The organism is Spiroplasma endosymbiont of Notiophilus biguttatus, assembly GCF_964030985.1.
Lineage (GTDB): Bacteria > Bacillota_I > Bacilli_A > Mycoplasmatales > VBWQ01 > Spiroplasma_E > Spiroplasma_E ixodetis_A.
Genome location: NZ_OZ034993.1, coordinates 648,362 through 673,923, shown reverse-complemented (window position 1 = coordinate 673,923; position 25,562 = coordinate 648,362). Strand labels below are relative to the sequence as shown.

General features: G+C 24.0%; 26 protein-coding genes and 2 pseudogenes. 19 read left to right on the top strand and 9 right to left on the bottom strand.

Features of this window, described 5'->3' with window-relative positions:
• Positions 1 to 13 precede the first annotated feature (13 nt).
• A complete protein-coding gene (gene rplC, locus AAHM85_RS04050) occupies positions 14 to 706 on the bottom strand; it encodes a 50S ribosomal protein L3 (RefSeq protein ID WP_342261086.1) in 693 nt (230 codons plus the stop codon).
• Positions 707 to 821: 115 nt separating this feature from the next.
• A pseudogene (gene rpsJ, locus AAHM85_RS04045) lies at positions 822 to 1,124 on the bottom strand (30S ribosomal protein S10); the annotation flags it as partial.
• Between the two features lie 334 nt (positions 1,125 to 1,458).
• Between rpsJ and AAHM85_RS04040 the strand changes: the two are divergent.
• From AAHM85_RS04040 to AAHM85_RS04030, 3 genes and pseudogenes are all read left to right on the top strand, one after another.
• Complete coding sequence (locus tag AAHM85_RS04040; RefSeq protein ID WP_342260886.1) at positions 1,459 to 2,337, top strand: IS1595 family transposase; 879 nt, start codon at positions 1,459 to 1,461, stop codon at positions 2,335 to 2,337.
• Positions 2,338 to 2,622: 285 nt separating this feature from the next.
• Complete coding sequence (gene trmB / locus AAHM85_RS04035; protein ID WP_342261085.1) at positions 2,623 to 3,291, top strand: tRNA (guanosine(46)-N7)-methyltransferase TrmB; 669 nt, start codon at positions 2,623 to 2,625, stop codon at positions 3,289 to 3,291.
• 90 nt (positions 3,292 to 3,381) lie between these two features.
• Positions 3,382 to 4,197 (top strand): annotated as a pseudogene (locus tag AAHM85_RS04030) (IS5 family transposase).
• Between the two features lie 197 nt (positions 4,198 to 4,394).
• On the opposite strand, the gene AAHM85_RS04025 reads toward AAHM85_RS04030, so the two are convergent.
• Positions 4,395 to 5,783 carry a M17 family metallopeptidase gene (locus AAHM85_RS04025; protein ID WP_342261084.1) on the bottom strand — a complete coding sequence of 463 codons (1,389 nt, stop codon included), beginning with the start codon at positions 5,781 to 5,783 and terminating at the stop codon, positions 4,395 to 4,397.
• Between the two features lie 145 nt (positions 5,784 to 5,928).
• Between AAHM85_RS04025 and pepF the strand changes: the two genes are divergently transcribed.
• From pepF to AAHM85_RS04000, 5 genes are all read left to right on the top strand, one after another.
• Complete coding sequence (gene pepF, locus AAHM85_RS04020; RefSeq protein ID WP_342261083.1) at positions 5,929 to 7,767, top strand: oligoendopeptidase F; 1,839 nt, start codon at positions 5,929 to 5,931, stop codon at positions 7,765 to 7,767.
• A 128-nt stretch (positions 7,768 to 7,895) separates the two neighbouring features.
• Positions 7,896 to 8,885 (top strand): GMP reductase, encoded by a 990-nt coding sequence (locus tag AAHM85_RS04015; RefSeq protein WP_342261082.1) that lies wholly within the window; start codon positions 7,896 to 7,898, stop codon positions 8,883 to 8,885.
• Positions 8,886 to 9,338: 453 nt separating this feature from the next.
• Positions 9,339 to 10,730, top strand: coding sequence for a hypothetical protein (locus AAHM85_RS04010; protein ID WP_342261081.1), 1,392 nt, complete (start codon positions 9,339 to 9,341; stop codon positions 10,728 to 10,730).
• A gap of 164 nt (positions 10,731 to 10,894) precedes the next feature.
• Positions 10,895 to 11,254, top strand: a complete 360-nt coding sequence (locus AAHM85_RS04005; RefSeq protein WP_342261080.1) for a hypothetical protein — start codon at positions 10,895 to 10,897, stop codon at positions 11,252 to 11,254.
• Positions 11,241 to 11,681: an IS1595 family transposase gene (locus tag AAHM85_RS04000; protein WP_342261079.1), complete on the top strand. Its 441-nt coding sequence runs from the start codon at positions 11,241 to 11,243 to the stop codon at positions 11,679 to 11,681. Before AAHM85_RS04005 ends, AAHM85_RS04000 begins: the two co-directional genes overlap by 14 nt.
• A gap of 96 nt (positions 11,682 to 11,777) precedes the next feature.
• On the opposite strand, the gene AAHM85_RS03995 is transcribed toward AAHM85_RS04000, so the two are convergent.
• A complete protein-coding gene (locus AAHM85_RS03995; RefSeq protein WP_342261078.1) occupies positions 11,778 to 12,683 on the bottom strand; it encodes a hypothetical protein in 906 nt (301 codons plus the stop codon).
• A 153-nt stretch (positions 12,684 to 12,836) separates the two neighbouring features.
• Here AAHM85_RS03995 and AAHM85_RS03990 point away from each other — a divergent pair, with 153 nt between their 5' ends.
• From AAHM85_RS03990 to AAHM85_RS03980, 3 genes are all read left to right on the top strand, one after another.
• Positions 12,837 to 13,184 carry a transposase family protein gene (locus tag AAHM85_RS03990; protein ID WP_342260488.1) on the top strand — a complete coding sequence of 116 codons (348 nt, stop codon included), beginning with the start codon at positions 12,837 to 12,839 and terminating at the stop codon, positions 13,182 to 13,184.
• A 4-nt stretch (positions 13,185 to 13,188) separates the two neighbouring features.
• Entirely contained in the window at positions 13,189 to 13,683 is a 495-nt protein-coding gene (locus tag AAHM85_RS03985) for a transposase family protein (RefSeq protein WP_342261077.1), read from the top strand.
• 25 nt (positions 13,684 to 13,708) lie between these two features.
• Positions 13,709 to 14,459, top strand: a protein-coding gene (locus tag AAHM85_RS03980) for an IS5 family transposase (RefSeq protein WP_425289726.1) whose coding sequence is annotated in 2 segments (ribosomal slippage) — positions 13,709 to 13,978 and positions 13,980 to 14,459 — 750 coding nt in all. Because the reading frame shifts where the segments join, the coding sequence is not laid out codon by codon here.
• Here AAHM85_RS03980 and AAHM85_RS03975 read toward each other — a convergent pair.
• Entirely contained in the window at positions 14,436 to 15,026 is a 591-nt protein-coding gene (locus AAHM85_RS03975; RefSeq protein ID WP_342261076.1) for an IS1595 family transposase, read from the bottom strand. The genes AAHM85_RS03980 and AAHM85_RS03975 overlap by 24 nt on opposite strands.
• 77 nt (positions 15,027 to 15,103) lie before the next feature.
• Here AAHM85_RS03975 and AAHM85_RS03970 point away from each other — a divergent pair, with 77 nt between their 5' ends.
• Positions 15,104 to 15,364, top strand: a complete 261-nt coding sequence (locus AAHM85_RS03970; protein WP_342261075.1) for a transposase — start codon at positions 15,104 to 15,106, stop codon at positions 15,362 to 15,364.
• Positions 15,365 to 15,609: 245 nt separating this feature from the next.
• Positions 15,610 to 17,244 (top strand): DEAD/DEAH box helicase, encoded by a 1,635-nt coding sequence (locus AAHM85_RS03965; protein ID WP_342261074.1) that lies wholly within the window; start codon positions 15,610 to 15,612, stop codon positions 17,242 to 17,244.
• A gap of 126 nt (positions 17,245 to 17,370) precedes the next feature.
• Here the strand turns inward: AAHM85_RS03965 and AAHM85_RS03960 are convergent, their stop codons facing one another.
• Together AAHM85_RS03960 and AAHM85_RS03955 are read right to left on the bottom strand one after the other, a co-directional pair.
• On the bottom strand, positions 17,371 to 17,643 hold the full coding sequence (locus AAHM85_RS03960; RefSeq protein ID WP_342261073.1) for a hypothetical protein: 273 nt from the start codon (positions 17,641 to 17,643) through the stop codon (positions 17,371 to 17,373).
• Between the two features lie 23 nt (positions 17,644 to 17,666).
• Positions 17,667 to 18,125 carry an RNase H family protein gene (locus AAHM85_RS03955; protein ID WP_342261072.1) on the bottom strand — a complete coding sequence of 153 codons (459 nt, stop codon included), beginning with the start codon at positions 18,123 to 18,125 and terminating at the stop codon, positions 17,667 to 17,669.
• A 55-nt stretch (positions 18,126 to 18,180) separates the two neighbouring features.
• Between AAHM85_RS03955 and AAHM85_RS03950 the strand changes: the two genes are divergently transcribed.
• Positions 18,181 to 19,461: an IS3 family transposase gene (locus AAHM85_RS03950; protein WP_342260794.1), complete on the top strand. Its 1,281-nt coding sequence runs from the start codon at positions 18,181 to 18,183 to the stop codon at positions 19,459 to 19,461.
• Positions 19,462 to 19,674: 213 nt separating this feature from the next.
• A complete protein-coding gene (locus AAHM85_RS03945) occupies positions 19,675 to 20,121 on the top strand; it encodes a hypothetical protein (RefSeq protein ID WP_342261071.1) in 447 nt (148 codons plus the stop codon).
• 61 nt (positions 20,122 to 20,182) lie between these two features.
• Here the strand turns inward: AAHM85_RS03945 and secA are convergent, their stop codons facing one another.
• Both secA and AAHM85_RS03935 read right to left on the bottom strand, forming a co-directional pair.
• The gene (secA, locus tag AAHM85_RS03940; protein ID WP_342261070.1) at positions 20,183 to 22,567 is read right to left on the bottom strand and encodes a preprotein translocase subunit SecA; all 2,385 of its coding nucleotides are present in this window, start codon (positions 22,565 to 22,567) and stop codon (positions 20,183 to 20,185) included.
• Between the two features lie 181 nt (positions 22,568 to 22,748).
• The gene (locus AAHM85_RS03935) at positions 22,749 to 22,937 is read right to left on the bottom strand and encodes a hypothetical protein (RefSeq protein ID WP_342261069.1); all 189 of its coding nucleotides are present in this window, start codon (positions 22,935 to 22,937) and stop codon (positions 22,749 to 22,751) included.
• A gap of 125 nt (positions 22,938 to 23,062) precedes the next feature.
• Here AAHM85_RS03935 and AAHM85_RS03930 point away from each other — a divergent pair, with 125 nt between their 5' ends.
• From AAHM85_RS03930 to AAHM85_RS03915, 4 genes are read left to right on the top strand one after another with little or no spacing between them, the layout of a single operon-like run.
• Positions 23,063 to 23,410, top strand: coding sequence for a transposase family protein (locus tag AAHM85_RS03930; protein ID WP_342260488.1), 348 nt, complete (start codon positions 23,063 to 23,065; stop codon positions 23,408 to 23,410).
• 4 nt (positions 23,411 to 23,414) lie between these two features.
• A complete protein-coding gene (locus tag AAHM85_RS03925) occupies positions 23,415 to 23,909 on the top strand; it encodes a transposase family protein (protein ID WP_342260487.1) in 495 nt (164 codons plus the stop codon).
• A 36-nt stretch (positions 23,910 to 23,945) separates the two neighbouring features.
• Positions 23,946 to 25,226, top strand: a complete 1,281-nt coding sequence (locus AAHM85_RS03920; protein WP_342261068.1) for an IS3 family transposase — start codon at positions 23,946 to 23,948, stop codon at positions 25,224 to 25,226.
• On the top strand, positions 25,189 to 25,497 hold the full coding sequence (locus AAHM85_RS03915) for a hypothetical protein (RefSeq protein WP_342261067.1): 309 nt from the start codon (positions 25,189 to 25,191) through the stop codon (positions 25,495 to 25,497). Before AAHM85_RS03920 ends, AAHM85_RS03915 begins: the two co-directional genes overlap by 38 nt.
• Positions 25,498 to 25,562: the final 65 nt, after the last annotated feature.

The following is a 25,562-nucleotide window of genomic DNA, read 5'->3' as shown; positions in this document are numbered from 1 at the left end:
TCCATAATTAACTTTATTGACCATCAGTAACTTCGGTTGTAGTATTTTGTTTTCTAACAACTAATAATACTGGGGTTTTGAGAATTGGTTTTTTAACTGCTTGTTTAATAACAAGAAAGCCTTGTTTTGGTCCTGGAACTGAACCTTTTACTAAAAGATAATTATTTTCTTTATCTACTTTAATAACTTCTAAGTTAGCAACACTACGTTTAACATTTCCCATTTGCCCTGGCATTGGTTGTGATTTAAACACACGGTTAGCATTAATAGAACCTGTTGAACCCATTTGACGATGTAAACCTGACCCATGACCCATTGGACCACGTGATTGATTATGACGTTTAATGCGTCCTGTAAATCCTTTACCTTTAGAAGTTCCTTGGACATCAACGAATTCACCTTCTGTGAATACGTCAGCAACATTAATAAGATCTTTATGATTAAATCCGTTCATGTTACGAATTTCTTTCACGAAGCGCTTAGGTTGACTGTCGGCTTTTTTAAAGTGTCCGATTGTTGGTTTGTTTGATAAAGTAACGCGAAGATCGAACGTTGCAAGTTGTAAACTACTATATTTGTCTTTTACATTTGTTTTAACTTGACTTACTATATTTGGTTGTACTTCGATAATTGTTACTGGAACTAGTTGTCCGTTGTTTAAGAAAACTTGTGACATTCCTAGTTTCTTACCTAAGATTCCTTTCATAATTTCCTCCTTGGAATATGTTGTAAATAATTAATATTTATCGATTTTAATGATTTTTTTTATTAATCTTTTTTGATACTTGACTTAAAGTTGATTTTTTTTCATTTTTAGATTCGATTATCAAAGAGATACTAACACTATTAGGGATAGTAAGTCCACTTAGAGCATTTAAAGATTTTGGTGATAATTGTGCACCAATAATTCTTTTGTGAGTTCTCTTTTCAAATTGTTCACGTGAATCTTTATGTTTATGCGGTGAACGAAGAATAGTGAAAATTTCTTTATGAGTTGGTAATGGTATTGGCCCTACCACTTCAGCACCTTCTTTTTTTAACACATCTTTAATTTTCTGTGCTATTTGGTCAATAACTGAGTGATCATAACTTTCTAAACGAATTTTTACTTTGTCTCCTATGATTGCCATTGGCTATATCCTCCTTAGAACGATTTTTAATAATAAAGAACAAAACATGTGATATAATGACAACTGATATCAGTGTATCAGCATTTATACATAACAATCACGCTTTGTAAGTATAACATACTGTAATGGTAAAAGGGAATAGCAAAATACAAAAAATACAAAAAAAATAATGGGTTTTTTGCTCATAATCTTTTAACTATTAATTTAATTGTAAAAAATAAAGAGTTTCGGAATTTTACGTTTATTGGCAATAACTTATATACATTATTATTTCTGAAAACTTTAATTAGATATTAGTAAAATAAAATCTAATTAAAGGTGATTGAAAATGAATATTTTAGACATAATAAATAAATTTCCAAACCAAGAATCTTGTATAAAATTTTTAGAAGAAATAAGATGAAATAACAAACCAAAATGTCTTTTTTGTTTTAGTGAAAAAGTTAACTCTGTTTTAAAAGAGTGGCGTTATAAATGCAAAAAATGTCATAAGTCTTTTAGTGTAACTGCTCAAACTATTTTTCATCATACACGTGTACCACTTCAAAAGTGATTTATTTTAATAGTATTAATGGCTAATGCTAAAAAAAGTTTATCATCATCTCAAGCTTCAAGAGACTTAAATTTACGTTTAGCAACTGTATGAAAAATGATGCATAAAATTAGAAAGGCAATGGCTAATGATGAGATTAAATTATTAGCAAAAATATTAGAGATGGATGAAACATATGTGGGTGGAAAACCGCGTAAATATAATGATGTTGATAATAAAAATAACTCATTACGTGGTAGAGGAACTAGTAAAGAGTGTGTTGTTGGCATTATTGAACGAAATGGTAATGTTAAATTATTTCATGCAAAAAATAAAAGTATTAAATCTGAAGATTTAATGAAAATAGTTAAAGAAAATGTTGATATTAACAATTCTATTCTTTTTACTGATGAATATCGTGGATATTATAAAATGAATAAAATTTTACCACATGAACAAGTTAATCACAAAAAATATTTTTCTTATAATGGTATTCATACAAATACAATAGAAAGTTTTTGAGCAATATTAAAAAGAGGTTTTATCGGCCAATTTCATTGAGTTTCAAAAAAATGACTCCAATCTTATTTAAATGAATTTTGTTTTAAATATAATAACCGTAAAGAAAAAATCACATTTAAAAATATCATAATTAAATTATTTATTAAGAATTAAGTGTTAACCAATAAGCGTAAAATTCCGAAGAGTTTTATTAAAAAAATAATAAAATACCATTATTTTTTTATTATTTTCTTATTTTAAAAAAGTAAAAGATAATATATAACTATATAATTAAAATATTTCACAAAATTTATTTAAATAAAAATATTACATGATATAAATATAATAATGAAATTCTTTTAGCAAAAGATATTTAAACTTCAATTTTGATATAATTCTAAAATTAGTATGTTACACTTTTATAACAACTATGTTGATTAAGTTAGAAAAGGAATTACAATGAGAGTAAGAAATAAGCCATGAGCAAAAGAATTTATTTTAACACATAATAATTTATGTATTAATGACCCATATAATTACAAAGGGAAATGAAATAAAAAAATATTTCAAAATAAAAATCCAATCAATATTGAAATTGGAAGTGGAAAAGGAAATTTCATTATAAATCTTGCTAAACAAAATTCAAATCAAAATTATATTGCTATTGAAAAAAACATTTCTATTATAACTATACTATTAAAAAAATTAATTGAAAACAAATTATCTAATTTAAAAATAATTATAGAAGATGCTATAAATTTAAAATATTTTTTTGCCAATAATGAAATTAATAAAATTTATTTAAATTTTTCTGATCCATGACCTAAAAAAAGACATTTTAAAAGAAGATTAACATACCAAAAATTTTTAGAAATATACAAAAAAATTTTAATAAAAAATGGTCAACTTCACTTTAAAACAGATAATAACAATTTATTTAATTATTCACTTTTAGAATTTCAAAAAAATAAATGAAATTTATTAGAATATACAATCAATCTACATCAAGATAATAATATAATAAAAAATGATGAAGCATTTATTAAAACTGAATATGAAGAAAAATTCATTAAAGAAAATAAAAATATTAATTATTTATTAATACAAAAAAATAAAATTGAAGTTTAAACTTCAATTTTATTAAAAAAAACTTAATAATTAACTAAGATTATATTCATATTAAACTAATTACTATATATTTTAAAATAAGAGGTATATATGCATAAAAATTATCCAAGTCATGTCACTAAAGAACAATTTGAGAACATAAGATTAATTTTAGAAAATGTCAAAAAGAAAACAAAACCAAGAAATTTAGATTTATATGAAGTATTTTGTGCAGTTTTATATGTATTAAAAAGTGGTTGTCAATGAAGAATGTTACCAAAAAATTTTCCAAAATGACAAACTGTATATTATTATTTTCAAATTTGAAGTAAAAATAATGGTAAAGAACCTAGCATATGACAATTAATTTTAAAAAAAATTAGTTAGAAAAGTTCGTATCAATAATCATCGAAAAGAAAAAACCAGTTTTTGTATAATTGATTCACAAAGTGTTAAAAATACAGATACTACTAAAAACAAAGGTCATAATGCTGGTAAAAAGATTTCAGGAATAAAACATCATATTGCTGTTGATTCTCAAGGTTTACCATATGCAATTTAAGTAACTTCACCAGAAAAAACAGATCGTAATAGTGCCATAATAATGATTCAAAATGAAAAAGAAAATCTTTCTACAGTTCAAAAATAATAGTAGATGCTGGTTATACTGGTGAAAAATTTGCTTCTGCAATCAAAACAATTATAAATGCGAATGTTGAAGTTGTAAAACGTAATGAATTACATTCTTTTGTAGTATTACCAAAAAGATGAGTTGTAGAGCAAAGTTTTGCTTGATTAGAAAAATGTAGAAGATTATGAAAAAATTGTGAAAGAAAATTAAATACTAGTTTACAAATGGTTGTTCTTTCCTTTATTTCAATTTTATTAAAAGATTCTAAACAGGTTCTTAGAAAAAATAAATATTAAATTAAATGATACTATTGATACAAGTAATCTATTAAATATTAATAAAATTAATAATTCTTAACTACCACCATTATTAAAAACACTACAAAAAATAGAATCAAATATTTTTCCAATACCAATTAACTAAAAATATTGTTAAATAACTTTTTTATAAAATAAAAAAGGAATAATTGTTATGATTATTCCTTTTTATAGTTTTATTTACTTGTACTATAATTTTTCATATATTGAACTAATGTTTTAATTAATACACCCATACCACGATCATTTTTATAAGCAGTTCCCGCAATATCTAAATGTAAAAATGGTTTATCTTCACTAAATTCTTTTAAAAATGCAGCAGCATTTGATGAACCACCATATGGATCTTTAGAAAGATTACTTAAATCAGCTATTTTAGATGAACGCATATTTAAAATATTTTGTTGATGAATTGGCATTCTTCAAATTTCTTCATTAGTTTGTTGTGATGATAAATCAAAATCATTAAATAATTTATCATCAGTAGCAAAAGCACCAGTCATATAACTACCTAATGCCACTAACATTGCACCAGTTAAGGTTGATAATTCAATAATACGATTTGCTTTTCCTTTACGTAAAGCATATGTCATACCATCTGCTAATACCAATCTTCCTTCGGCATCGGTATTATTAATTTCTACAGTTTTACCATTCATTGAAGTAAAGACTGTTTCTACTAAAGTAGCATGACTACCAATCTTATTTTCTGTTAAACAAGCAACAGCTACAAAGTTTATTTTTAATTGTAATTTAGCAGCAGCAATGGCAGCATTACATACACTAGCTGCACCTGACATATCAAATTTCATACCTTTCATTGCTGAAGAAGGTTTTAATGAATAACCACCACTATCAAAAGTAATTCCTTTACCAACTAAACCTAAAATATCATCAGCATGCTGTGGATCACCTTTATATTCTAAAACAACAAAACGAGCATCAAAATTACTTCCAGCATTAACTGCTAATAATAAATTCATATTTAGTTCTGCTATTTCTTTTTGCCCTAAAACCTTTACTGATAAATTTTTAATACCTTTTGCTGCATCTTGAATTTTTTTTGCAAAAACTTCGGGATATAACAAATTAGGTGGCATATCTTGCAAATTACGTGCTAAATTAATACTTTCTCCTTGGATTTCAATTTGTTGTTGTGAAGTATAGTTAGGAAAATTTGCTGTTGAAACAACATTATATTTAACTTTTTTTTCTTCATTCTTTTTACTTTTTAAAGTATATTCTTTAAAAGTACCAAATCATAATGCTTCATATATAGTTTGTAAAAGTATACTTTCATCTAAATTAGTCGTAACAAAAGATTTGACATCAATATCCAAATCTTGACTATTATTACTACTAAAATTTACAAAAAAATTATAAACATCATTACGAGTTAAGCCTTTACTATCACCTAAATATAGGTAATAAGTTTTATCTTCAGAAATTAATGTTAATTTATTTTTTTCTTTAGCAATCAATTCATGAGGAACTTTATCAGCAAATACCACTGTTAATTTTAATTCAAGTTTACTACTAACATTAAGTAGAATATTTTTATCCATATTTTCACTCCTAAATGGTAATATTAAAATAATTACAATATATCTGAATTAATATTTTCGAAAATTACAACAAAAATAAATAAGTTAAACAATATTATTGTATTATTATTGTATTGTAATATTACCATAGAATGGAGCAAAAACTATGAAGCGTTCTGAATTAAATGAAAAAGATAAAAAAAAGTACTGCTGAGATTTTAAGCATTTATTTATTAATAATGAATCTTGAAAAAAAGCTTTACCTGAGTTTGATAAATTTGCCAATCAACTTTTAACTTTTAAAGGAAAATTAAATAATATTGATAACTTTAAAAAATATTTAGCAATTAGCAAAGAAATATCAATGTTAGGCTCTAAAGTTGCGCAATATTTACATTATGGAGATTTAGATCAAACTAACTTAGAATTACAACAATTATCTAGTTTATTTGCAACTCAACAAAGTAAGTTATCGGAAAAGTTAGCATGGATTGAACCAGAAATTAAAACTATTGGTTTACAAACTATTAAAAACTGAATTAATAATGAGCCCTCATTAATGGTATATAAACATGATATGGAAGTTTTCTTTAAATTTGAAAAATTTATTTTAAGTGAACACGATGAAACTTTACTAAGCAAAGTTAGTAAATCAAGAAGTGCTGCTGGTGGTTTATATGATAGTTTGGTTTATGCTGATAAACAAAAAACAATGTTTAATTATCAAAATAAAGAACAAGAATTAACACAAACTTTATATTTAGACATTTTAGAAAATAGTAATCCAGTAAAAGATCAACAATTAAGAGTTGATATTTCAAAAAAATTTTATGAAGATATTAAAAATAAAAAACATTCATTAGCACAAGTTTATGAAAGTATTTTAGAAGTAGCTGTTGAAGAAATAAAAATTCGTAATAATGATAAAGAAAAAGATAATAAAAAACATTTAACTACTTTAGAATATAGTTTATTAAGTGATGATGTACCATTAATACTATATGAAAATTTAATAAAAACGGGACAGAAAGACGCTATTTTAGTAGAAGAATTTTATAATTTAAAACGTAAATTTTTTAAATTTAAAAAATTTTATAGTAGTGATACTAGTTTAAAAATGACAACAATACCAACCAAAAAATTCAGTGTTGAAGAAGGTATTAATTCAGTCAAAGAAATCTTAAGTATCTTAGGTGATGAATATTTAGAACAATTAAACTTAGCATTATTACCAGGTAGAATTGACTATTATGAAGATACAAATAAACGAACTGGTGCTTATTCAACGGGTGGTAATGGTGTAGAACCCATTATTTTAATGAATTGAGATGATACTATTAATTCACTTAATACACTAGCTCATGAATTAGGTCATTCTGTTCACACCCTATTTTCAGAAAAATATCAAAAATATCCAAATGCTGACTATCCAATTATTTTAGCTGAAGTTGCTTCAACAGTTAATGAACATCTAGCCTTTGATTATTTATATAATAAAGCGTCAAATAATCAAGAACGTATTTACTTACTACAAACTCATATTGAAACTGTAATTGGTACTTTTTTTCGTCAAATTCAATTTGCTGAATTTGAATGAGAAGCACATAAATTAGTAGAAAAAGAAGTGCCATTAAACGCTGATATTTTGGCTGATTTATTTGAAAATACAGCTAATAAATATGGACAAAAAGCATTAGATAAATACGAAGAAAAAGCAAAAGGATACTCATGACCACGAATTCTTCACTTTTTCCACTCACCTTATTATGTTTACAAGTATGCTACTTCAATTACCGTTTCTTATAAACTTTATGAAGATGTTAAAAATGGTAAAAAAGAAAATTTACTTAACTTTTTAAAAGCTGGTGGCAGCAAATATCCATTAGATATTTTAAAAGATGCGGGTGTTGATTTAACACAAATTGATGTTTATAACCCATTAATTACTAATTTAAAGAAAATGATTAACCAATTATCAGACTTAATTAATAATAAAGATAATTAAATTCCAAAAAAATAATATATAATACTAATGGTGTTTTAGTCCTTTAACATCTTATTTAAAACATTATAAAATAATATGTACGTATTTTGACTATTACAATTAGTAAACACTAAGGAGAATAAATAAAAATGAATATAAAATTTGATTTTGAAGATATAAATCTAATTGCAAATAAAGGAATAGTTAAATCACGAAAAGAATGTGATACCAGTGTTAAACTAAATGGTTTTACTTTTAAAATTCCAATTATTCCGGCAAATATGAGTGCTGTCATTAACCAAGAATTATGTATTTGATTGGCTAAAAATAATTACTTTTATGTAATGCACCGTTTTAATATCGATCAAATTAAATTTATTAAAAGTATGCATGAACAAAAGTTATATGCTTCAATTAGCATTGGTGTTAAAAAAGAGGATAAAGAATTACTTGAACAATTAATCAAACTGAATCTAATTCCTGAATTTATTACTATTGATATTGCTCATGGTCATAGCAATGCTATGGAAGAAATGATTAAATTTATAAAAAGTACTTTTGCTAAAACAAATACTAAACCTTTTATTATTGCTGGTAACGTTATGACAAAAACCGCTGTTAAAGATTTAGAAAAATGAGGCGCTGATGCAATTAAATTTGGTGTTGGCCCGGGAAAAGCTTGTATTACTAAACTAAAAACTGGATTTGGTACAGGTGGTTGACAATTAAATGCTTTACAAGATGTTGCCAATAGCACCACTAAACCATTAATTGCAGATGGTGGTATTAGATGTAATGGTGATATTGCTAAAGCAATAGCTTTTGGTGCCACTATGATTATGGCAGGAAGTATTTTAGCGGGTTATGATGAATCACCTGGCAAAATTGTTACAATAAATGGTCAATCTTACAAAGAATATTTTGGATCAGCAAGTATTTTTAACAAAGCGGAAGCGACAAATATTGAAGGTAAAAAAATACTTGTTCCATATAAAGGTTCAATTGCTGATACTTATAAAGAAATGGAAGAAGATTTACAATCTGCTATTTCTTATGCTGGCGGTAAAGATTTATCTGCATTAACAAAATCTGATTATGTTATTGTTAAAGGTACTATTAATAATGGTGATGATCGTTAATAACTTTTAATTTTTCTTTAAAAACAATTCTGGGTACCCAGAATTGTTTTTTATTAAAATACAAGCAATCAAAATGCCTATGATGATAATTGTTTAATGATATTAAAGAATCTAATAATTAAATTATTTTTAATATTTGAACTACTTTGTCTGAAACTTTTTTCTGATTTTTTATCATTATTTTATATTTATTTTGATTACATTTCTTTATGATATCATCTTTAATAGTTTTGCTTTTTTATCTTCTTCCATATTTTTTTTGCTTTTTAGTTTATATTCAATTATATTTTTAATAAAAAAAATTAAATAAATTTTATTTAAAATACTAGATAAAAATATATTGTGAAATACGTTTTATTTCTTTATAATAAATATAAAAATTAATATAAGTTTTTTAATCCATTTACTTTCATTTCAAAGTAAATGGTTTTTTATTTTGAAGGGGATGAAAAGATGATTAATACAGAAAAATTACCTTTATTAGAAAAAAATAAACATACTAATTATGGAATTACCAATCAACAACCTTCTATAAATGATAGTAATTCAAGTAGTACTGAAAGTATTATAGTTTTAGATGATGATCAAATAACAAATGCAAGAGAAAATAATAATTTAAACAATTTATTATTTGATAGTGATTCAGTAAATACTATTGTTAATTTTAGCAATGATTGAAGGGATACTGATGAGCGTTATGGTGGAAAAACACAAAAAAGATTAGATATTAATGGTAATTGAGAATATAATACAAAATTTATAACGGGTGATGTTTTAAATGAAAAAATAGAAAATATTAATAATCAATTATATTTAATGAAAGAAATTATATTAAATGATGGTACAGTTATTTTAGAATTATCAAATTTAAATGAAAATAAAAAAATTGAAACAAAATATAAAGTATACAATAATGAAGAAGAAAGAGAATACAATAATAATTTAAATGACTTGGATTTAACTACTTTTTTACCAATAAATAAAGAAAAACCTAATTTTTTTAAAAAAAATTTAAGTTCAAAATATATGTTTTTACCTAATACATTTTTTTTAAATTTTGCTTTCGGATCAGTATTATTATTTGAAGCTAAAAATTATTTTCATAAAGAACAGTTACCTAAAAATCTTTATAATAATTTTTGAGATATATTAATGAGTGTTACTAGTGGTGTTACAGTAATGAATTTATCGTATTTAAATTACAAACTTATTTCTTTAAAAAATAAATGAAAATACTTATCTTTTTCTTTAGTAATTGGTGGTATTAGTATTTGAGATCAATTTTTATATTTATATGTTAGTGAAGAAAATTTCAACTTCATCTCTTTTATAGAAAGAATAAGTATTTTTTTTACTAGTATTTTAATTGAAGAATTAATTTTTGATAAAATTGTTCAACCTTGTATTGAAAAATTATGACAAAATTTAAAAAATCTAAACTTTTCAAAAATCATTAAATATGGTAGTACTGTTAGTATGCTTCTTTTTGTATCAATTTTAAAAAATATTTTAACTGGTCTTTATGGTGAAGAAAAAGAAATAAATTTTGAAAATATTAAAAAAGCACTTCCACTAACACTATTGACAGTAATTTTTGAAAATACTCTTACTTCTTCTTCTTTTTCTTATTTTGATTGATTTTGAACAAAAATTTCAATTACAAAAGAAATAGCAACCAATAGTATAAAAGGAATAGAAAGATTTGCTAATCAACAAGCACAAAATTTTAGTTTTAAAAAATTAATAAAACAATTTAATTTTCAACCATTTAATGCAAACTTAATAAATGAAAGCGAACCGATAGATCATCCAGATTCAAATAAATCATCTATCCAAGCCATGTAAAAGTAAAGTCATTAACTCATCTTTTGATGAAATATAAAACAAATCACACAATTTAGTAAAAAATATTAACTGAAAAAATACATTATATAATAATAAAAAAGTGAATTAATAATTCACTTTTTTATTATTATAATTATTTAATGGACTTCTCCCCACATGTACTTGTGGAGGGAACAATGAAACTGAATGAGTTCAACAATGCTTTTCAAACTGAACAGCAATGTCTTGCATATATAGCAAATTTGAAAGAAAACAAATGTATTAGGTGTTCTAGTTTTAATTTGAATACTTCTAATTTAAAAAGAATAAGATGTTTGAAATGCAATCAAACATTTAGTATTCTCACCGGTAGCATATTTTCAAGGTCACAAACATCTTTAAGATCATTATTTTATCTCATCTTTAGATGAATAAACACCAAACATGGAATTCCGTCAACTGATGTTTCAAAAGAATTGAGAGTGACCTTAAAAACAGCATGGAGAATGGGTCATAAAATTAGAACAATTAATGCAACTTACTAAAAAATATAGTGAAATTGAAAAACAAGGAAGATCCTTGAAAAATAAAACATTGATTGTTGGCATTTATGAAAAAACAACTAATAATTTAATTGTGAAAGTATTGAAAAATGCAAAGAGTAAAAGTCTTTTGAATTTTGCAAGAAGCCACATTTCTTCAAAATGTCATGTATATACTGATGATTGAAAAGGATATTGCGATTTCAAATTGGTTTTCCCAAAACATAAAACAGTTAACCATCTTGATGGTTATGTTTCAAAAACTGGTGTAAATACCAATCAAATTGAATCAGTTTGAAAACATATAAGAAGAACATTTAAAACACATATCAAAGTTGCAAAACATCATGTTTATTTATATGCCAAAGAAGCTGCATATAAATTCAACAAGATACCTAGTTTTGAAATTGTAATGCTATGTTTAATTTAAAAATGTGGGGAGAAGTCCGTAGATACGCTTTTCTCAGCATTTATGTGATAAAATTAAAAAATAGTAGATAAAGGGAGAAAAGCGTTATTTAATATATTAAAAAGAAGAAGTAAACCCTCTATCATCATTATATCCAATTTCATTGAAACAGCGATTGGGATCCATTTCATTTCAAGATACAGCATGTCTAGACGTTGTAGGTTGAGATTGCATAGTTGCTTGATTTCTTAATCCAGAAATCTTTTGCTTAATTTCATATAGTTTTGCCTTTTTTTGTTGTTTAATTTCATTGTTTCTACTATTATTAAAACGACCACAACTAATAATAACTCAAAATTTATTAGAAAAATATCCTCCTCCTTTATCTATTTCTAATTTTTGGATTTCTTTTTCTAATTTTTCTAACTGAGCTTGATATTGATTTAATGTTACTTCATATTTATATTTTTGAAATTGTTTATTCAATCAAATAAAAGGAGATTTTAATAATATTTTTATTTGCGTTTTTATACTTTGTGAATTATAAATTTGTCTTACTATTGCAAGACAACCATTAATTTCAATATTTTTTTTATTTATACTAACATTTAATTTTGCAATTTTTTTATCTATTTTTGCAATATCTAAATTTCTTCTACTTATATTACGATTTAAATCACAAATATTTTCCATCTTCAATTTTAATCTTATTTTTAATCTTGCATCTAAAACTTCTTTTTCTGATTTTAGATTTGGAGATAATCATCAATTTTGTTGTTTTATTGAAAAAAATTTATTTGCTATTTCAAGTTCATTTCTAGCAATTTTACAAAATATTCTTTTTGTTTTAAATGTTCTTCTTTCTAACTTAACAGCTAATCTTGCTGTTTTTAATTTTAACTTTGATAAAATTAATTTTTTATTTAAATCATGAGCATTAAAATTTTCAATTTGCTGTTCTATATTTGTTCCTTCAAGTTCCAATAATCTTATTTCACTATCTAATTTCTCTTCTCGTATCATTTCTTTGGATATCTCTTCATCTAATGCGACTATGTTTTCTTTTCATTTTTTTATCATATATGTTGTTTGTAATTAGACTTACTGCATAACTAGTTAACTTTTTATTTTTTTGTTATTATTAAAATAAAATTTGAATAGTTAAGGATAAACTTTATGACATATTTTGAATTAAAAGATAAATCTGATCAATATTTTCGTAAAATAGTGGGTATTAATAAACTCGTTTTTAACGAAATTTTAAATATTTTATTAGAACATCAAAAACTCAAAACTACTATTGGTGGAAGGCCATATAAAATGTCAATAGAAGATCGACTAGTAATGAGTTTAAGATATTTATATGAAAATCGTACATATCATAGTATTGGTGCTGAGTATGGTATGGTTGATACTACTGCTTTACGAAATATTCGTTCAATTGAAGATATTTTAATAAAGAATAATAAGTTTAATAATTTAACAAATAAAAATATTTTTTTAAAAAGAAGAATTAAAAAATAAAATTTTGATAATTGATGTAACAGAGGTAGAAACAGAACGACCAAAATATAACCAAAAAGATTGATTTTCTGGTAAAAAATGAATGCATACTGTTAAGTTTCAAACCGTAATTAATGCAAATACTAATGAAATTTTAAATATTTTTTCTGATATTGGTAAAAATCATAATTTTAAAACTTTTAAGAATTCAAAGTTAAAGTTTTTACCAGAAACTATAATTCTTGCAGATAAAGGTTATCAAGGTTTACAAAAAATTCATGCTAATACATTTTTACCCATTAAAATTAGCAAAAATAATCCTAAAACAAATAAAACCAAAATCTTTAATAAGATTATTAATAAAACTCGTAGAAAAATTGAACATGTTTTTGCATTTTTAAAATGTTTTAAGATTATTGGTTATAAATTTAGAAAAGCCAGAAAACGAATATTTTTAAGATTTAATTTAATTGCAGGATTTTATAATTTATCATTAAAACTTAAAAACGTTATGCAGTAAGTCTATTTTAAAATAAGAGGTATATATCCATAAAAATTATCCAAGTCATGTCACTAAAAAACAATTTGAGAACATAAGATTAATTTTAGAAAATGTCAAAAAGAAAACAAAACCAAGAAATTTAGATTTATATGAAGTATTTTGTGCAGTTTTATATGTATTAAAAAGTGGTTGTCAATGAAGAATGTTACCAAAAAATTTTCCAAAATGACAAACTGTATATTATTATTTTCAAATTTGAAGTAAAAATAATGGTAAAGAACCTAACATATGACAATTAATTTTAAAAAAAATTAGTTAGAAAAGTTCGTATCAATAATCATCGAAAAGAAAAAACCAGTTTTTGTATAATTGATTCACAAAGTGTTAAAAATACAGATACTACTAAAAACAAAGGTTATGATGCTGGTAAAAAGATTTCAGGAATAAAACGTCATATTGCTGTTGATTCTCAAGGTTTACCACATGCAATTTACGTAACTTCACCAGAAAAAACAGATCGTAATAGTGCTATAATAATAATTCAAAATGAAAAAGAAAATCTTTCTACAGTTCAAAAAATAATAGTAGATGCTGGTTATACTGGTGAAAAATTTGCTTCTGCAATCAAAACAATTATAAATGCGAATGTTGAAGTTGTAAAACGTAATGAATTACATTCTTTTGTAGTATTACCAAAAAGATGAGTTGTAGAGCGAAGTTTTGCTTGATTAGAAAAATGTAAAAGATTATGAAAAAATTGTGAAAGAAAATTAAACGTAAAATTCCGAAAATAAAAGTATTAAATCTGAAGATTTAATACTTTTATTTTTTGCATGAAATAATTTAACATTACCATTTCGTTCAATAATGCCAACAACACACTCTTTACTAGTTCCTCTACCACGTAATGAGTTATTTTTATTATCAACATCATTATATTTACGCGGTTTTCCACCCACATATGTTTCATCCATCTCTAATATTTTTGCTAATAATTTAATCTCATCATTAGCCATTGCCTTTCTAATTTTATGCATCATTTTTCATACAGTTGCTAAACGTAAATTTAAGTCTCTTGAAGCTTGAGATGATGATAAACTTTTTTTAGCATTAGCCATTAATACTATTAAAATAAATCACTTTTGAAGTGGTACACGTGTATGATGAAAAATAGTTTGAGCAGTTACACTAAAAGACTTATGACATTTTTTGCATTTATAACGCGACTCTTTTAAAACAGAGTTAACTTTTTCACTAAAACAAAAAAGACATTTTGGTTTGTTATTTCATCTTATTTCTTCTAAAAATTTTATACAAGATTCTTGGTTTGGAAATTTATTTATTATGTCTAAAATATTCATTTTCAATCACCTTTAATTAGATTTTATTTTACTAATATCTAATTAAAGTTTTCAGAAATAATAATGTATATAAGTTATTGCCAATAAACGTAAAATTCCGTAAAATTTTACCACATGAACAAGTTAATCACAAAAAATATTTTTCTTATAATGGTATTCATACAAATACAATAGAAAGTTTTTGAGCAATATTAAAAAGAGGTTTTATCGGCCAATTTCATTGAGTTTCAAAAAAATGACTCCAATCTTATTTAAATGAATTTTGTTTTAAATATAATAACCGTAAAGAAAAAATCACATTTAAAAATATCATAATTAAATTATTTATTAAGAATTAAGTGTTAACCAATAAGCGTAAAATTCCGAAATTAAATACTAGTTTACAAATGGTTGTTCTTTCCTTTATTTCAATTTTATTAAAGATTCTAAACAGGTTCTAAATAGAATTCAATAACTTATAATTTTAAAAAAAATTAAATTATTAATAATCTAATATTTACTAACAAAAATAATTTATTTTTTAATTTATATTAATTTTATTATAATATTTAATATCATATACAAACACTAAAGTAGGTTACTAATGTTAGAAATCATAAGTCTTAATAATGAACATATTACAATTAAAGTGAAAAAAAATAAAAAAGAAATTTTAAATGCACTAGGTATTATTGATATCAATAATACTAATGAATTTAAAATATTTAATACTCCTTTTGCTCTTGAAGTACTACTTAAATATACAAATAATAATGATAAATTAAAACAAATATATGAACAATCACTAATATCATGAAAAAAAATCCAACAAGAAAAAAACTTAAACGATTATCCAGGTAATACTAAATTAAGACATTATCAACGTGTTGATGTTGCAATTTTAAAAGAAAATAAAAGATTTGGCTTATTTAATGAAATGCGTACTGGTAAAACACCAACTATTTTAACAGCATTATCAGAAATGAAAACTAATAAAATATTATTTGTTGTTCCTAAGTCAACTATTTTATTAACATGGGTTCCTGAAATTAAAAAATGAACTACCTATAATTGTATTACTATTAAAGATGATATTACTAAAGTGCGAACAGAAAAATATAATCAATTTAAAAATAGTAATAATTGTATTTTAGTAGTTTCTAAAAACACTTTTAAAAATGATATAAAAAATAAATTATTAACTAAATTTGATTTTACATTAGTTATTGATGAAGCACATTTTTTAAGAAACTACAAAACTGCACAAAGTTCAACAATTTTGGAAGTTGCAAATAAAATATCATCAGTTTATTGTTTAACTGGTACTCCTGCTAATAATCATTCTAGTGATATTTTTGGTATATTAAAAATTATTGATAATAAACTATATAAAAATATTGATTATTGAGATTTTGTTGCTCGTTATTTTGGAATAATTAGAAAACGTATTACCAATTTTGTAACTATTAATATACCAAAACCAAATGTTAAACCACAACTAGCAGCAGAATTTGATTATTTAGTTAAAAAAATATCAATTATGCGTAAACAAATTGATGTGCGTAATGAAATGCCAAAAATTATTAAAAATGATTTAATTTTAACTATGCCTAAGGCACAAGCTGCAATTTATTATGATACTCTTGAAACTATGAAACAAGAATTATTTTATAATAAAAAATCTAAAATAACTTTTTTACAAATATTTACCAAATTAAGAACTATTTGTTCAACACCTATTAATGAGGGAATGAAAGAATTAGGTGCAAAATTTAATTGACTACTAGACTACTTACATGATAATGAAAATGATTCAATTATTATTTATAGTGGTTTTAGTGATAAAGGAATTAATATTTTAAGTAATATTTTATATAAACATAAATTAAATCATCAATTAATTACTGGTAAAGTAAATCATGAACAAAGGCTTAAAGCTATTAGTGATTTTCAAAGTAAAAAAGTTAAAATTATTTTATGTAATATTAAATCTACTAATGTTGGTATCACATTAGATCAAGGTGATGTTATGATTTTTCTAGATCGTGAATTAAACCCAACCGAAAATGAACAAGCTGAAAGTCGTTTTTTTCCAACTCAATTAAACGATAATAAAACTAGAGAAATTATTAATTTATATTGTGCTAATACTATTGATTTAAAAATTAAAGATATGCTTAATAATAAAATTGATATTAATAAAGTTATTAATGATCAAGGTATTAAATTTTTTGAATAATTTTTATTATATTTAATAAACTAAACGAGGATTAAAAACAAGATCTGCATTATTATTAGGAATGAATTGTTCATCATTAATTTCAATAATATATTCTTGCAATAAAGGCGCAAATTCGTTTGAAGATTAAAGAGAATGAGAGTTATCAATTATTTGCTGATTTTCAAAAAATTCTCTATAATGACCATTATCTTCTTCAACATTTAAACAACAAAAAAGACCTGAAATAAAGTCAAAGAGAGCACCAGTAAAACATCCTGAAAGCATTGTTACAGCTGAAGTAATATCAAATTCAAAAAGATTTTGTTCTCTTTTTTGATATAAATGATAAAGAGTAAACAAACTACCTACAATAATATTTCCTAAACAAGTTGCTAATATTATTTTTTTATTAATCATGTTATTTACCACCTTTTTAATATTTAAATTATTGGTTTAGATATTTTTTTTAAATTAAATGCTTTTCAAGCAAGAGCATCTGCTTCATCATTATATATATTACCGCTATGACCTTTAACTCATTTAAAATAAACTTTAACATCTTTTGCTATTTTATCATAAAATGCTTTATATGCCTTTGTTTCTACTTTAGTAGTTTTTCATTCACCAGTACATCATTTACTAATTCCAACATAATCGTGACAAATTAAAATTGATTTTATATTATTTTCCAAAGCTAACTGCATTGCCTTTTGTGCGCCCATTATTTCTCCAGCAACATTTCTTAATTTTGCTCAATTTTCATCATCAAATTTTTCATAAAATATATCTTTTTTGCCATTATTTAAGAAAACAAGTCCATAGGAAAATTGACTAATTTCTTCTTTAAAACTACCATCAGTATATGCTATTACTTGGCATCAGTCACTTAAGTTTACCAATTAATATTTTCAATCTGTAATATAATTAAAAATAATTAATACAGAAGGAGAAATTATGAATTATAAAGTTTATTCAAAAGAAACAAAATTAGCCGTTGTTAATGAGTATTTAGTTGATAAAAAACTAAAAATACATGAAATTCAAGTCAAATATAAATTATCAACTCCAGTATTAATTTATAATTGGGTTAACCAATATCAAATTAAAGGTGAAAATGCATTCACCAAAATTTCTAAATCCCAAACTTCTCACAGGATCGATAAGAAAGATATTGAAATTAAACTATTAAACAAAGAAATTGATAAACTTAGAAAACAAGCTTTAAAAGATGAGGTTGAAAAAGAACTTTTAAAGGAGCAATTAGCCTGTGAAAAGAAATTAACAAGGGGAAAAAATAGTAAATTATTAAAATATAAGTGTTTTTTAATAGTAGAAAAATATAAGCAAAAAGGTCATCAATTAAATAAAATTATTGTTTACATAGCTATTAGCAAAACAGCATACTATTTATGAGTAAAAAAAGGTAAAAAGCAATATCAATCAAAAATTAATGATAATTTGATACAAGCAATAAACAAAATAGTTCTCATTAAAAATGAAAAAAAGTACATTAATATCACTAGTTTTGAAAAAGTAAGATTAGAGTTAAAAATAAAAAATAAAGGTCTTAAATGCAGTAAAACAAGCATAAAACAAATATTAAAAGATAATAATATTAAATTATTATTAGAACCTAAATCAACAAATAGAGTAGTAGAAAATAGTGATTTAAAAAATAATAAAGATTTATTAAAACGTAATTTTTCAAGTAATAACTTTCTTGAAAAAGTTGGTATGGATGGCACATGATTTAAAAATATAATTATTGGTGATAAAAAAACAAAATTATTAGTTGTTTTTGCTACTGATATGTACAGTAAATCAATTGTTGGCTGAAAAATAAACAAAAGTGAAAATGCCAAAACTGTGTTAAATGTGGTTAATCAAATAGAATTAGCGAGTGCTAAACAATGTAATTTTACGACTATTCAATCAGATTTAGGTTTTGCTAATACAAGCGAAATTGTTAGTAAAGTTTTTAATACAAGTACTAATCTAATTCACTCAAAAAGTCTATCAGGTTTTAAAGGTAATCAAGTTAGTGAATGTTTAAATCGTTGAATTAAAAGAGATTTTAAAATGATGTTTGGTAGCACTTTTGAAAGTATGGAAAGTTTTAATAAAATATTAGAAAAATTTGTTAGATATTGAAACAATGATAGAATAGTTATTAGATTGAAAATGCCTCCAAATCAATTTGTACAGATTTGAAGACAAGAAAGTAAACTTATCTAACCAATGCCGTTATGAATATCATTATTTTTTATTATTGGATCAATTTTATTTTTTTCCTTTAGTGGATATGTTGCTTTTTATAAATTTGCTTCTACGATAACTATTCGGAAAAAACTATTTTTCATTATTCCATGAGGATTAGAATTTTTTTATTCTATAGTTTTAATAATTTCTTGTATATGCTTTATTAAAAAAAATAGAAAAAAGAAATATATGTCACTAGAAGCAAAAGCACTATATTCGCAAAATGAAATTAATCAAAACATAACTTCTTCAACAAATAATAATGATGATGAACAAGCAATATGAACGCCACAACAAATTGAAGAAGTATGAAATAAAGGAGAAATTATCAATAATTTTAATCCACAATTATACCGTCGAGATTATGCGGGTGCCTTAATGTTTTGACATAATTTTATTTCACAACCTAAACTTAATGATCCAATTGAAAGTTTAAATTGAACTATTGTTTATGAACACCCCACCACAGCAGATGGAACTAATTATATTAAAAATTTAGTACCCATGAATAATAATAATGCTGTTACTAAAGGTAATAATTTCCCCCATTGAACGACTTCAGCAACTTATGACAGTAAAAAAAATAAAAACATATTTAAAAAAAAGTCATGAAAACATAAAGAAAAAACCAAATAGAATAAAAAAAATATTTAAAAAACTAAGTATTTTAATACTTAGTTTTTTAAATAAAGATTAATTATCCAATTTTAGTTTTAGTTTCAACATTACTTGCTAATACTGTATCCAATACATCTTGACCACCACGAACCTGATGTTGTTCTGGATCAATGCTATGTAACATAATAATAACTTGATGAGCAACATTGATTTTCATACGATTAAACAATTTTGAAGCTTCCTCAATATAAGCTTGTAAAGGATTTAACTGTGCATAACCACGCAAATGAATTCCTGCACGCAGTTTGCTTAAAGCATCAATATGATTAGTTCAATATTGATCAAAAGTTTGTAAAATAACACTATTTTCAATTTGTTTTATAATAACATCATTTAATTTTTCTCTTTTTTCAAGAAAAAAATTATAAGATTTTTCAACAATTAAATCAATATTTTCTTCAATACTTAATCGATTTAACTTTTCTGCTATTAAATCATTAGGTTTAATTAATTTATTTTCAATACCTTTAACTAATTCATCATAATCAATAAACTGTTCTCTACCAACAACTTTATTAAAAATATTTAGTAAATCACGCGCAACTGTTCTGTGCATATTTTTGATTAAATCTAATAAATCATCAGCAAGTAAAATATTATCACGTTGATGATATGTCGCTTCACGATGCTGAGCAATAACATTATCATAATCTAATAAGTTTTTTCGTGCATCAAAATTCATACCTTCAATTTTTTGTTGTGCTCTGGTAATTGATCTAGTTAACATTTTTGATCTAACATAGTCTTCACCTAAACTTGCAAAAGCTTTTTTTAATTTTTCACCACCAAAACGTAACATCAAATCATCTTCAATCGAAACATAAAATCGTGAAAATCCAGGATCACCTTGTCTTCCAGCTCTTCCACGTAATTGATTATCAATTCTTCGTGCTTCATTTCTTTCAGTACCTAATACAGCAAGTCCACCAAGTTCAATAACATCCTTACCAAGTTTAATATCAGTTCCACGTCCTGCCATATTAGTTGCTAAAGTAATTGATCCTTTTTCACCAGCTCTAGCAATAATATCAGCTTCACGAGCATGATTTTTAGCATTTAAAATTTCATACTTAATTCCTTCCAAAGTTAACATATTAGCAATTCGTTCTGATACATCAACATTAGCAGTACCAATCAAAATTGGTTGTCCTTTAGTATGTCGTTCTTTAACTTCTGCAATTAAAGATTTAAATTTAGCATTTAATGAAGCAAAAACATGATCGGGTTTATCTTCTCGAATAATTGGTTTATTAGTAGGAATCTTAATTACTCTCATATTATAAATTTTTACAAATTCTTCTTCTTCGGTTTTAGCAGTTCCTGTCATACCACTTAATTTATTATATAAACGGAAAAAGTTTTGATAAGTAATAGTAGCTACTGTTGTTGTTTCTTGTTGAATTGTAACATTTTCTTTAGCCTGTAAAGCTTGATGAAGTCCATCACTATAGACTCTACCAGGCATTAATCTACCAGTAAATTGATCAACTAGCACAATTTCACCATCTTTAACAACATACTCTACATCTAATTTGAAAACATGATTAGCACGAAGTGCATTTTGAATATGATGAAATAATTCTGAGTTATCAATGTCAAATAAATTTTTTAAATTAAACTGTTTTTGAGCTTTATTAACACCCGTTACTGTTAATGCAATTTGACGTGATTCTCAATCAATTTTATAATCTTCAGGTATTAAAGTTTTCGCAAAAACATCTGATGCTTGATATAAAGGAGTACGATTTTTTGAACCACCAGAAATAATTAAAGGTGTTCTTGATTCATCAATTAAAACAGAGTCCGCCTCATCAATGATAGCATAATTAAGCTGACGTTGAACTTTTTCTGGATAAACCTTAACCATATTATCACGCAAATAATCAAAGCCTAATTCTGAATTAGTTGTATATGTAACATCTTTTAAATACGCTTCACGTTTTTGAATAGTAGAATGATCACGAAGACTAACGCCAATAGTAATTCCCAAAAATTCTAAAATTGGTCGATTTAATTCAGCATCTCTTGCTGCTAAATATTCATTAACAGTAATAACATGAACACCTTTACTACTTAAAGCATTTAGATAAATTGGCATCACAGCAGTTAAAGTTTTTCCTTCACCAGTTCGCATTTCAGCAACATCACCATTATGAAGAACAATACCACCAATTAATTGAACAGGATATGGATGTAATCCACTAATTCTTCGTGCTGCTTCTCTAATTGTCGCAAAAGCTTCAACTAAAATATCATCTAAAGTCTCACCTTCTGCCAATCTGGTTCTGAATTCAACTGTTTTATTTGCTAATTTTTCATCTTTAATTTTTCTCATTGTTTCATCAAGGCTAATTATTGCCTTAACTTGTTTATTAATTTTTCGTAAAATTTTACGATCTCACATAAAGTAAATCACCATTTTTTTCTTTATTATTACTTATACTTATTATTACTTGTAAAGTAATAAAATCTTTATTATTTTAACATAAAAAATCTTAGAAAACTTAGTACCCAAAAAAAATGTATTTATATTATATTTTTTTCTTTCTCTTTGAAGTTAGAAAAAATAATTTACTATAATTATTTTAATTACTATAAAAAACTTGATTATTATATGATTTAATATTACTTTTATTAAAAGACTCCTTATTAATTTCTGATTTTGCAAGTTCAATAAAATTAATTTTAGATTCTAACATTTTATTTAAACTATTTTCATTAAAGTTATCTTCTTCTTTTTTTAAATTACTTTTTTTTCTAAATTGATTTGGCATCAGTCACTTAAGTTTACCAATTAATATTTTCAATCTGTAATATAATAGACTTACTGCATAACTAGTTAACTTTTTATTTTTTTGTTATTATTAAAATAAAATTTGAATAGTTAAGGATAAACTTTATGACATATTTTGAATTAAAAGATAAATCTGATCAATATTTTCGTAAAATAGTGGGTATTAATAAACTCGTTTTTAACGAAATTTTAAATATTTTATTAGAACATCAAAAACTCAAAACTACTATTGGTGGAAGGCCATATAAAATGTCAATAGAAGATCGACTAGTAATGAGTTTAAGATATTTATATGAAAATCGTACATATCATAGTATTGGTGCTGAGTATGGTATGGTTGATACTACTGCTTTACGAAATATTCGTTCAATTGAAGATATTTTAATAAAGAATAATAAGTTTAATAATTTAACAAATAAAAATATTTTTTTAAAAAGAAGAATTAAAAAATAAAATTTTGATAATTGATGTAACAGAGGTAGAAACAGAACGACCAAAATATAACCAAAAAGATTGATTTTCTGGTAAAAAATGAATGCATACTGTTAAGTTTCAAACCGTAATTAATGCAAATACTAATGAAATTTTAAATATTTTTTCTGATATTGGTAAAAATCATGATTTTAAAACTTTTAAGAATTCAAAGTTAAAGTTTTTACCAGAAACTATAATTCTTGCAGATAAAGGTTATCAAGGTTTACAAAAAATTCATGCTAATACATTTTTACCCATTAAAATTAGCAAAAATAATCCTAAAACAAATAAAACCAAAATCTTTAATAAGATTATTAATAAAACTCGTAGAAAAATTGAACATGTTTTTGCATTTTTAAAATGTTTTAAGATTATTGGTTATAAATTTAGAAAAGCCAGAAAACGAATATTTTTAAGATTTAATTTAATTGCAGGATTTTATAATTTATCATTAAAACTTAAAAACGTTATGCAGTAAGTCTAATTAAAAATAATTAATACAGAAGGAGAAATTATGAATTATAAAGTTTATTCAAAAGAAACAAAATTAGCCGTTGTTAATGAGTATTTAGTTGATAAAAAACTAAAAATACATGAAATTCAAGTCAAATATAAATTATCAACTCCAGTATTAATTTATAATTGGGTTAACCAATATCAAATTAAAGGTGAAAATGCATTCGCCAAAATTTCTAAATCCCAAACTTCTCACAGGATCGATAAGAAAGATATTGAAATTAAACTATTAAACAAAGAAATTGATAAACTTAGAAAACAAGCTTTAAAAGATGAGGTTGAAAAAGAACTTTTAAAGGAGCAATTAGCCTGTGAAAAGAAATTAACAAGGGGAAAAAATAGTAAATTATTAAAATATAAGTGTTTTTTAATAGTAGAAAAATATAAGCAAAAAGGTCATCAATTAAATAAAATTATTGTTTACATAGCTATTAGCAAAACAGCATACTATTTATGAGTAAAAAAAGGTAAAAAGCAATATCAATCAAAAATTAATGATAATTTGATACAAGCAATAAACAAAATAGTTCTCATTAAAAATGAAAAAAAGTACATTAATATCACTAGTTTTGAAAAAGTAAGATTAGAGTTAAAAATAAAAAATAAAGGTCTTAAATGCAGTAAAACAAGCATAAAACAAATATTAAAAGATAATAATATTAAATTATTATTAGAACCTAAATCAACAAATAGAGTAGTAGAAAATAGTGATTTAAAAAATAATAAAGATTTATTAAAACGTAATTTTTCAAGTAATAACTTTCTTGAAAAAGTTGGTATGGATGGCACATGATTTAAAAATATAATTATTGGTGATAAAAAAAGAAAATTATTAGTTGTTTTTGCTACTGATATGTACAGTAATTCAATTGTTGGCTGAAAAATAAACAAAAGTGAAAATGCCAAAACTGTGTTAAATGTGGTTAATCAAATAGAATTAGCGAGTGCTAAACAATGTAATTTTACGACTATTCAATCAGATTTAGGTTCTGCTAATACAAGCGAAATTGTTAGTAAAGTTTTTAATACAAGTACTAATCTAATTCATTCAAAAAGTCTATCAGGTTTTAAAGGTAATCAAGTTAGTGAATGTTTAAATCGTTGAATTAAAAGAGATTTTAAAATGATGTTTGGTAGCACTTTTGAAAGTATGGAAAGTTTTAATAAAATATTAGAAAAATTTATTAGATATTGAAACAATGATAGAATAGTTATTAGATTGAAAATGCCTCCAAATCAATTTGTACAGATTTGAAGACAAGAAAGTAAACTTATCTAACCAATGCCGTTGTGGTTGTTATAATAATCATGGCAAAACAACAAGAAAAATAGCAGAAAAAAAACGAGAATTAAAAGACATTAAAAGAGAGCTAGAAAAATTATCAAAAAATAATGTTTCAAATAATGACCCACAACCTTCAACTTCATCAGCAGTACCCAGCTCGTCTAAAAGTTGAAGTGATAAATTATTGAAGTCAACAGAAGAAGTAATAGAAAATGATTCTTTATTAAAAGAAAATTCTAAAAATCCGAGTGCTTCTTTACATTAATTTTATAGAATAGAAATTTATATAACTTTAATTTATAAACTAAATTTTATTAGAAAATGAACAAT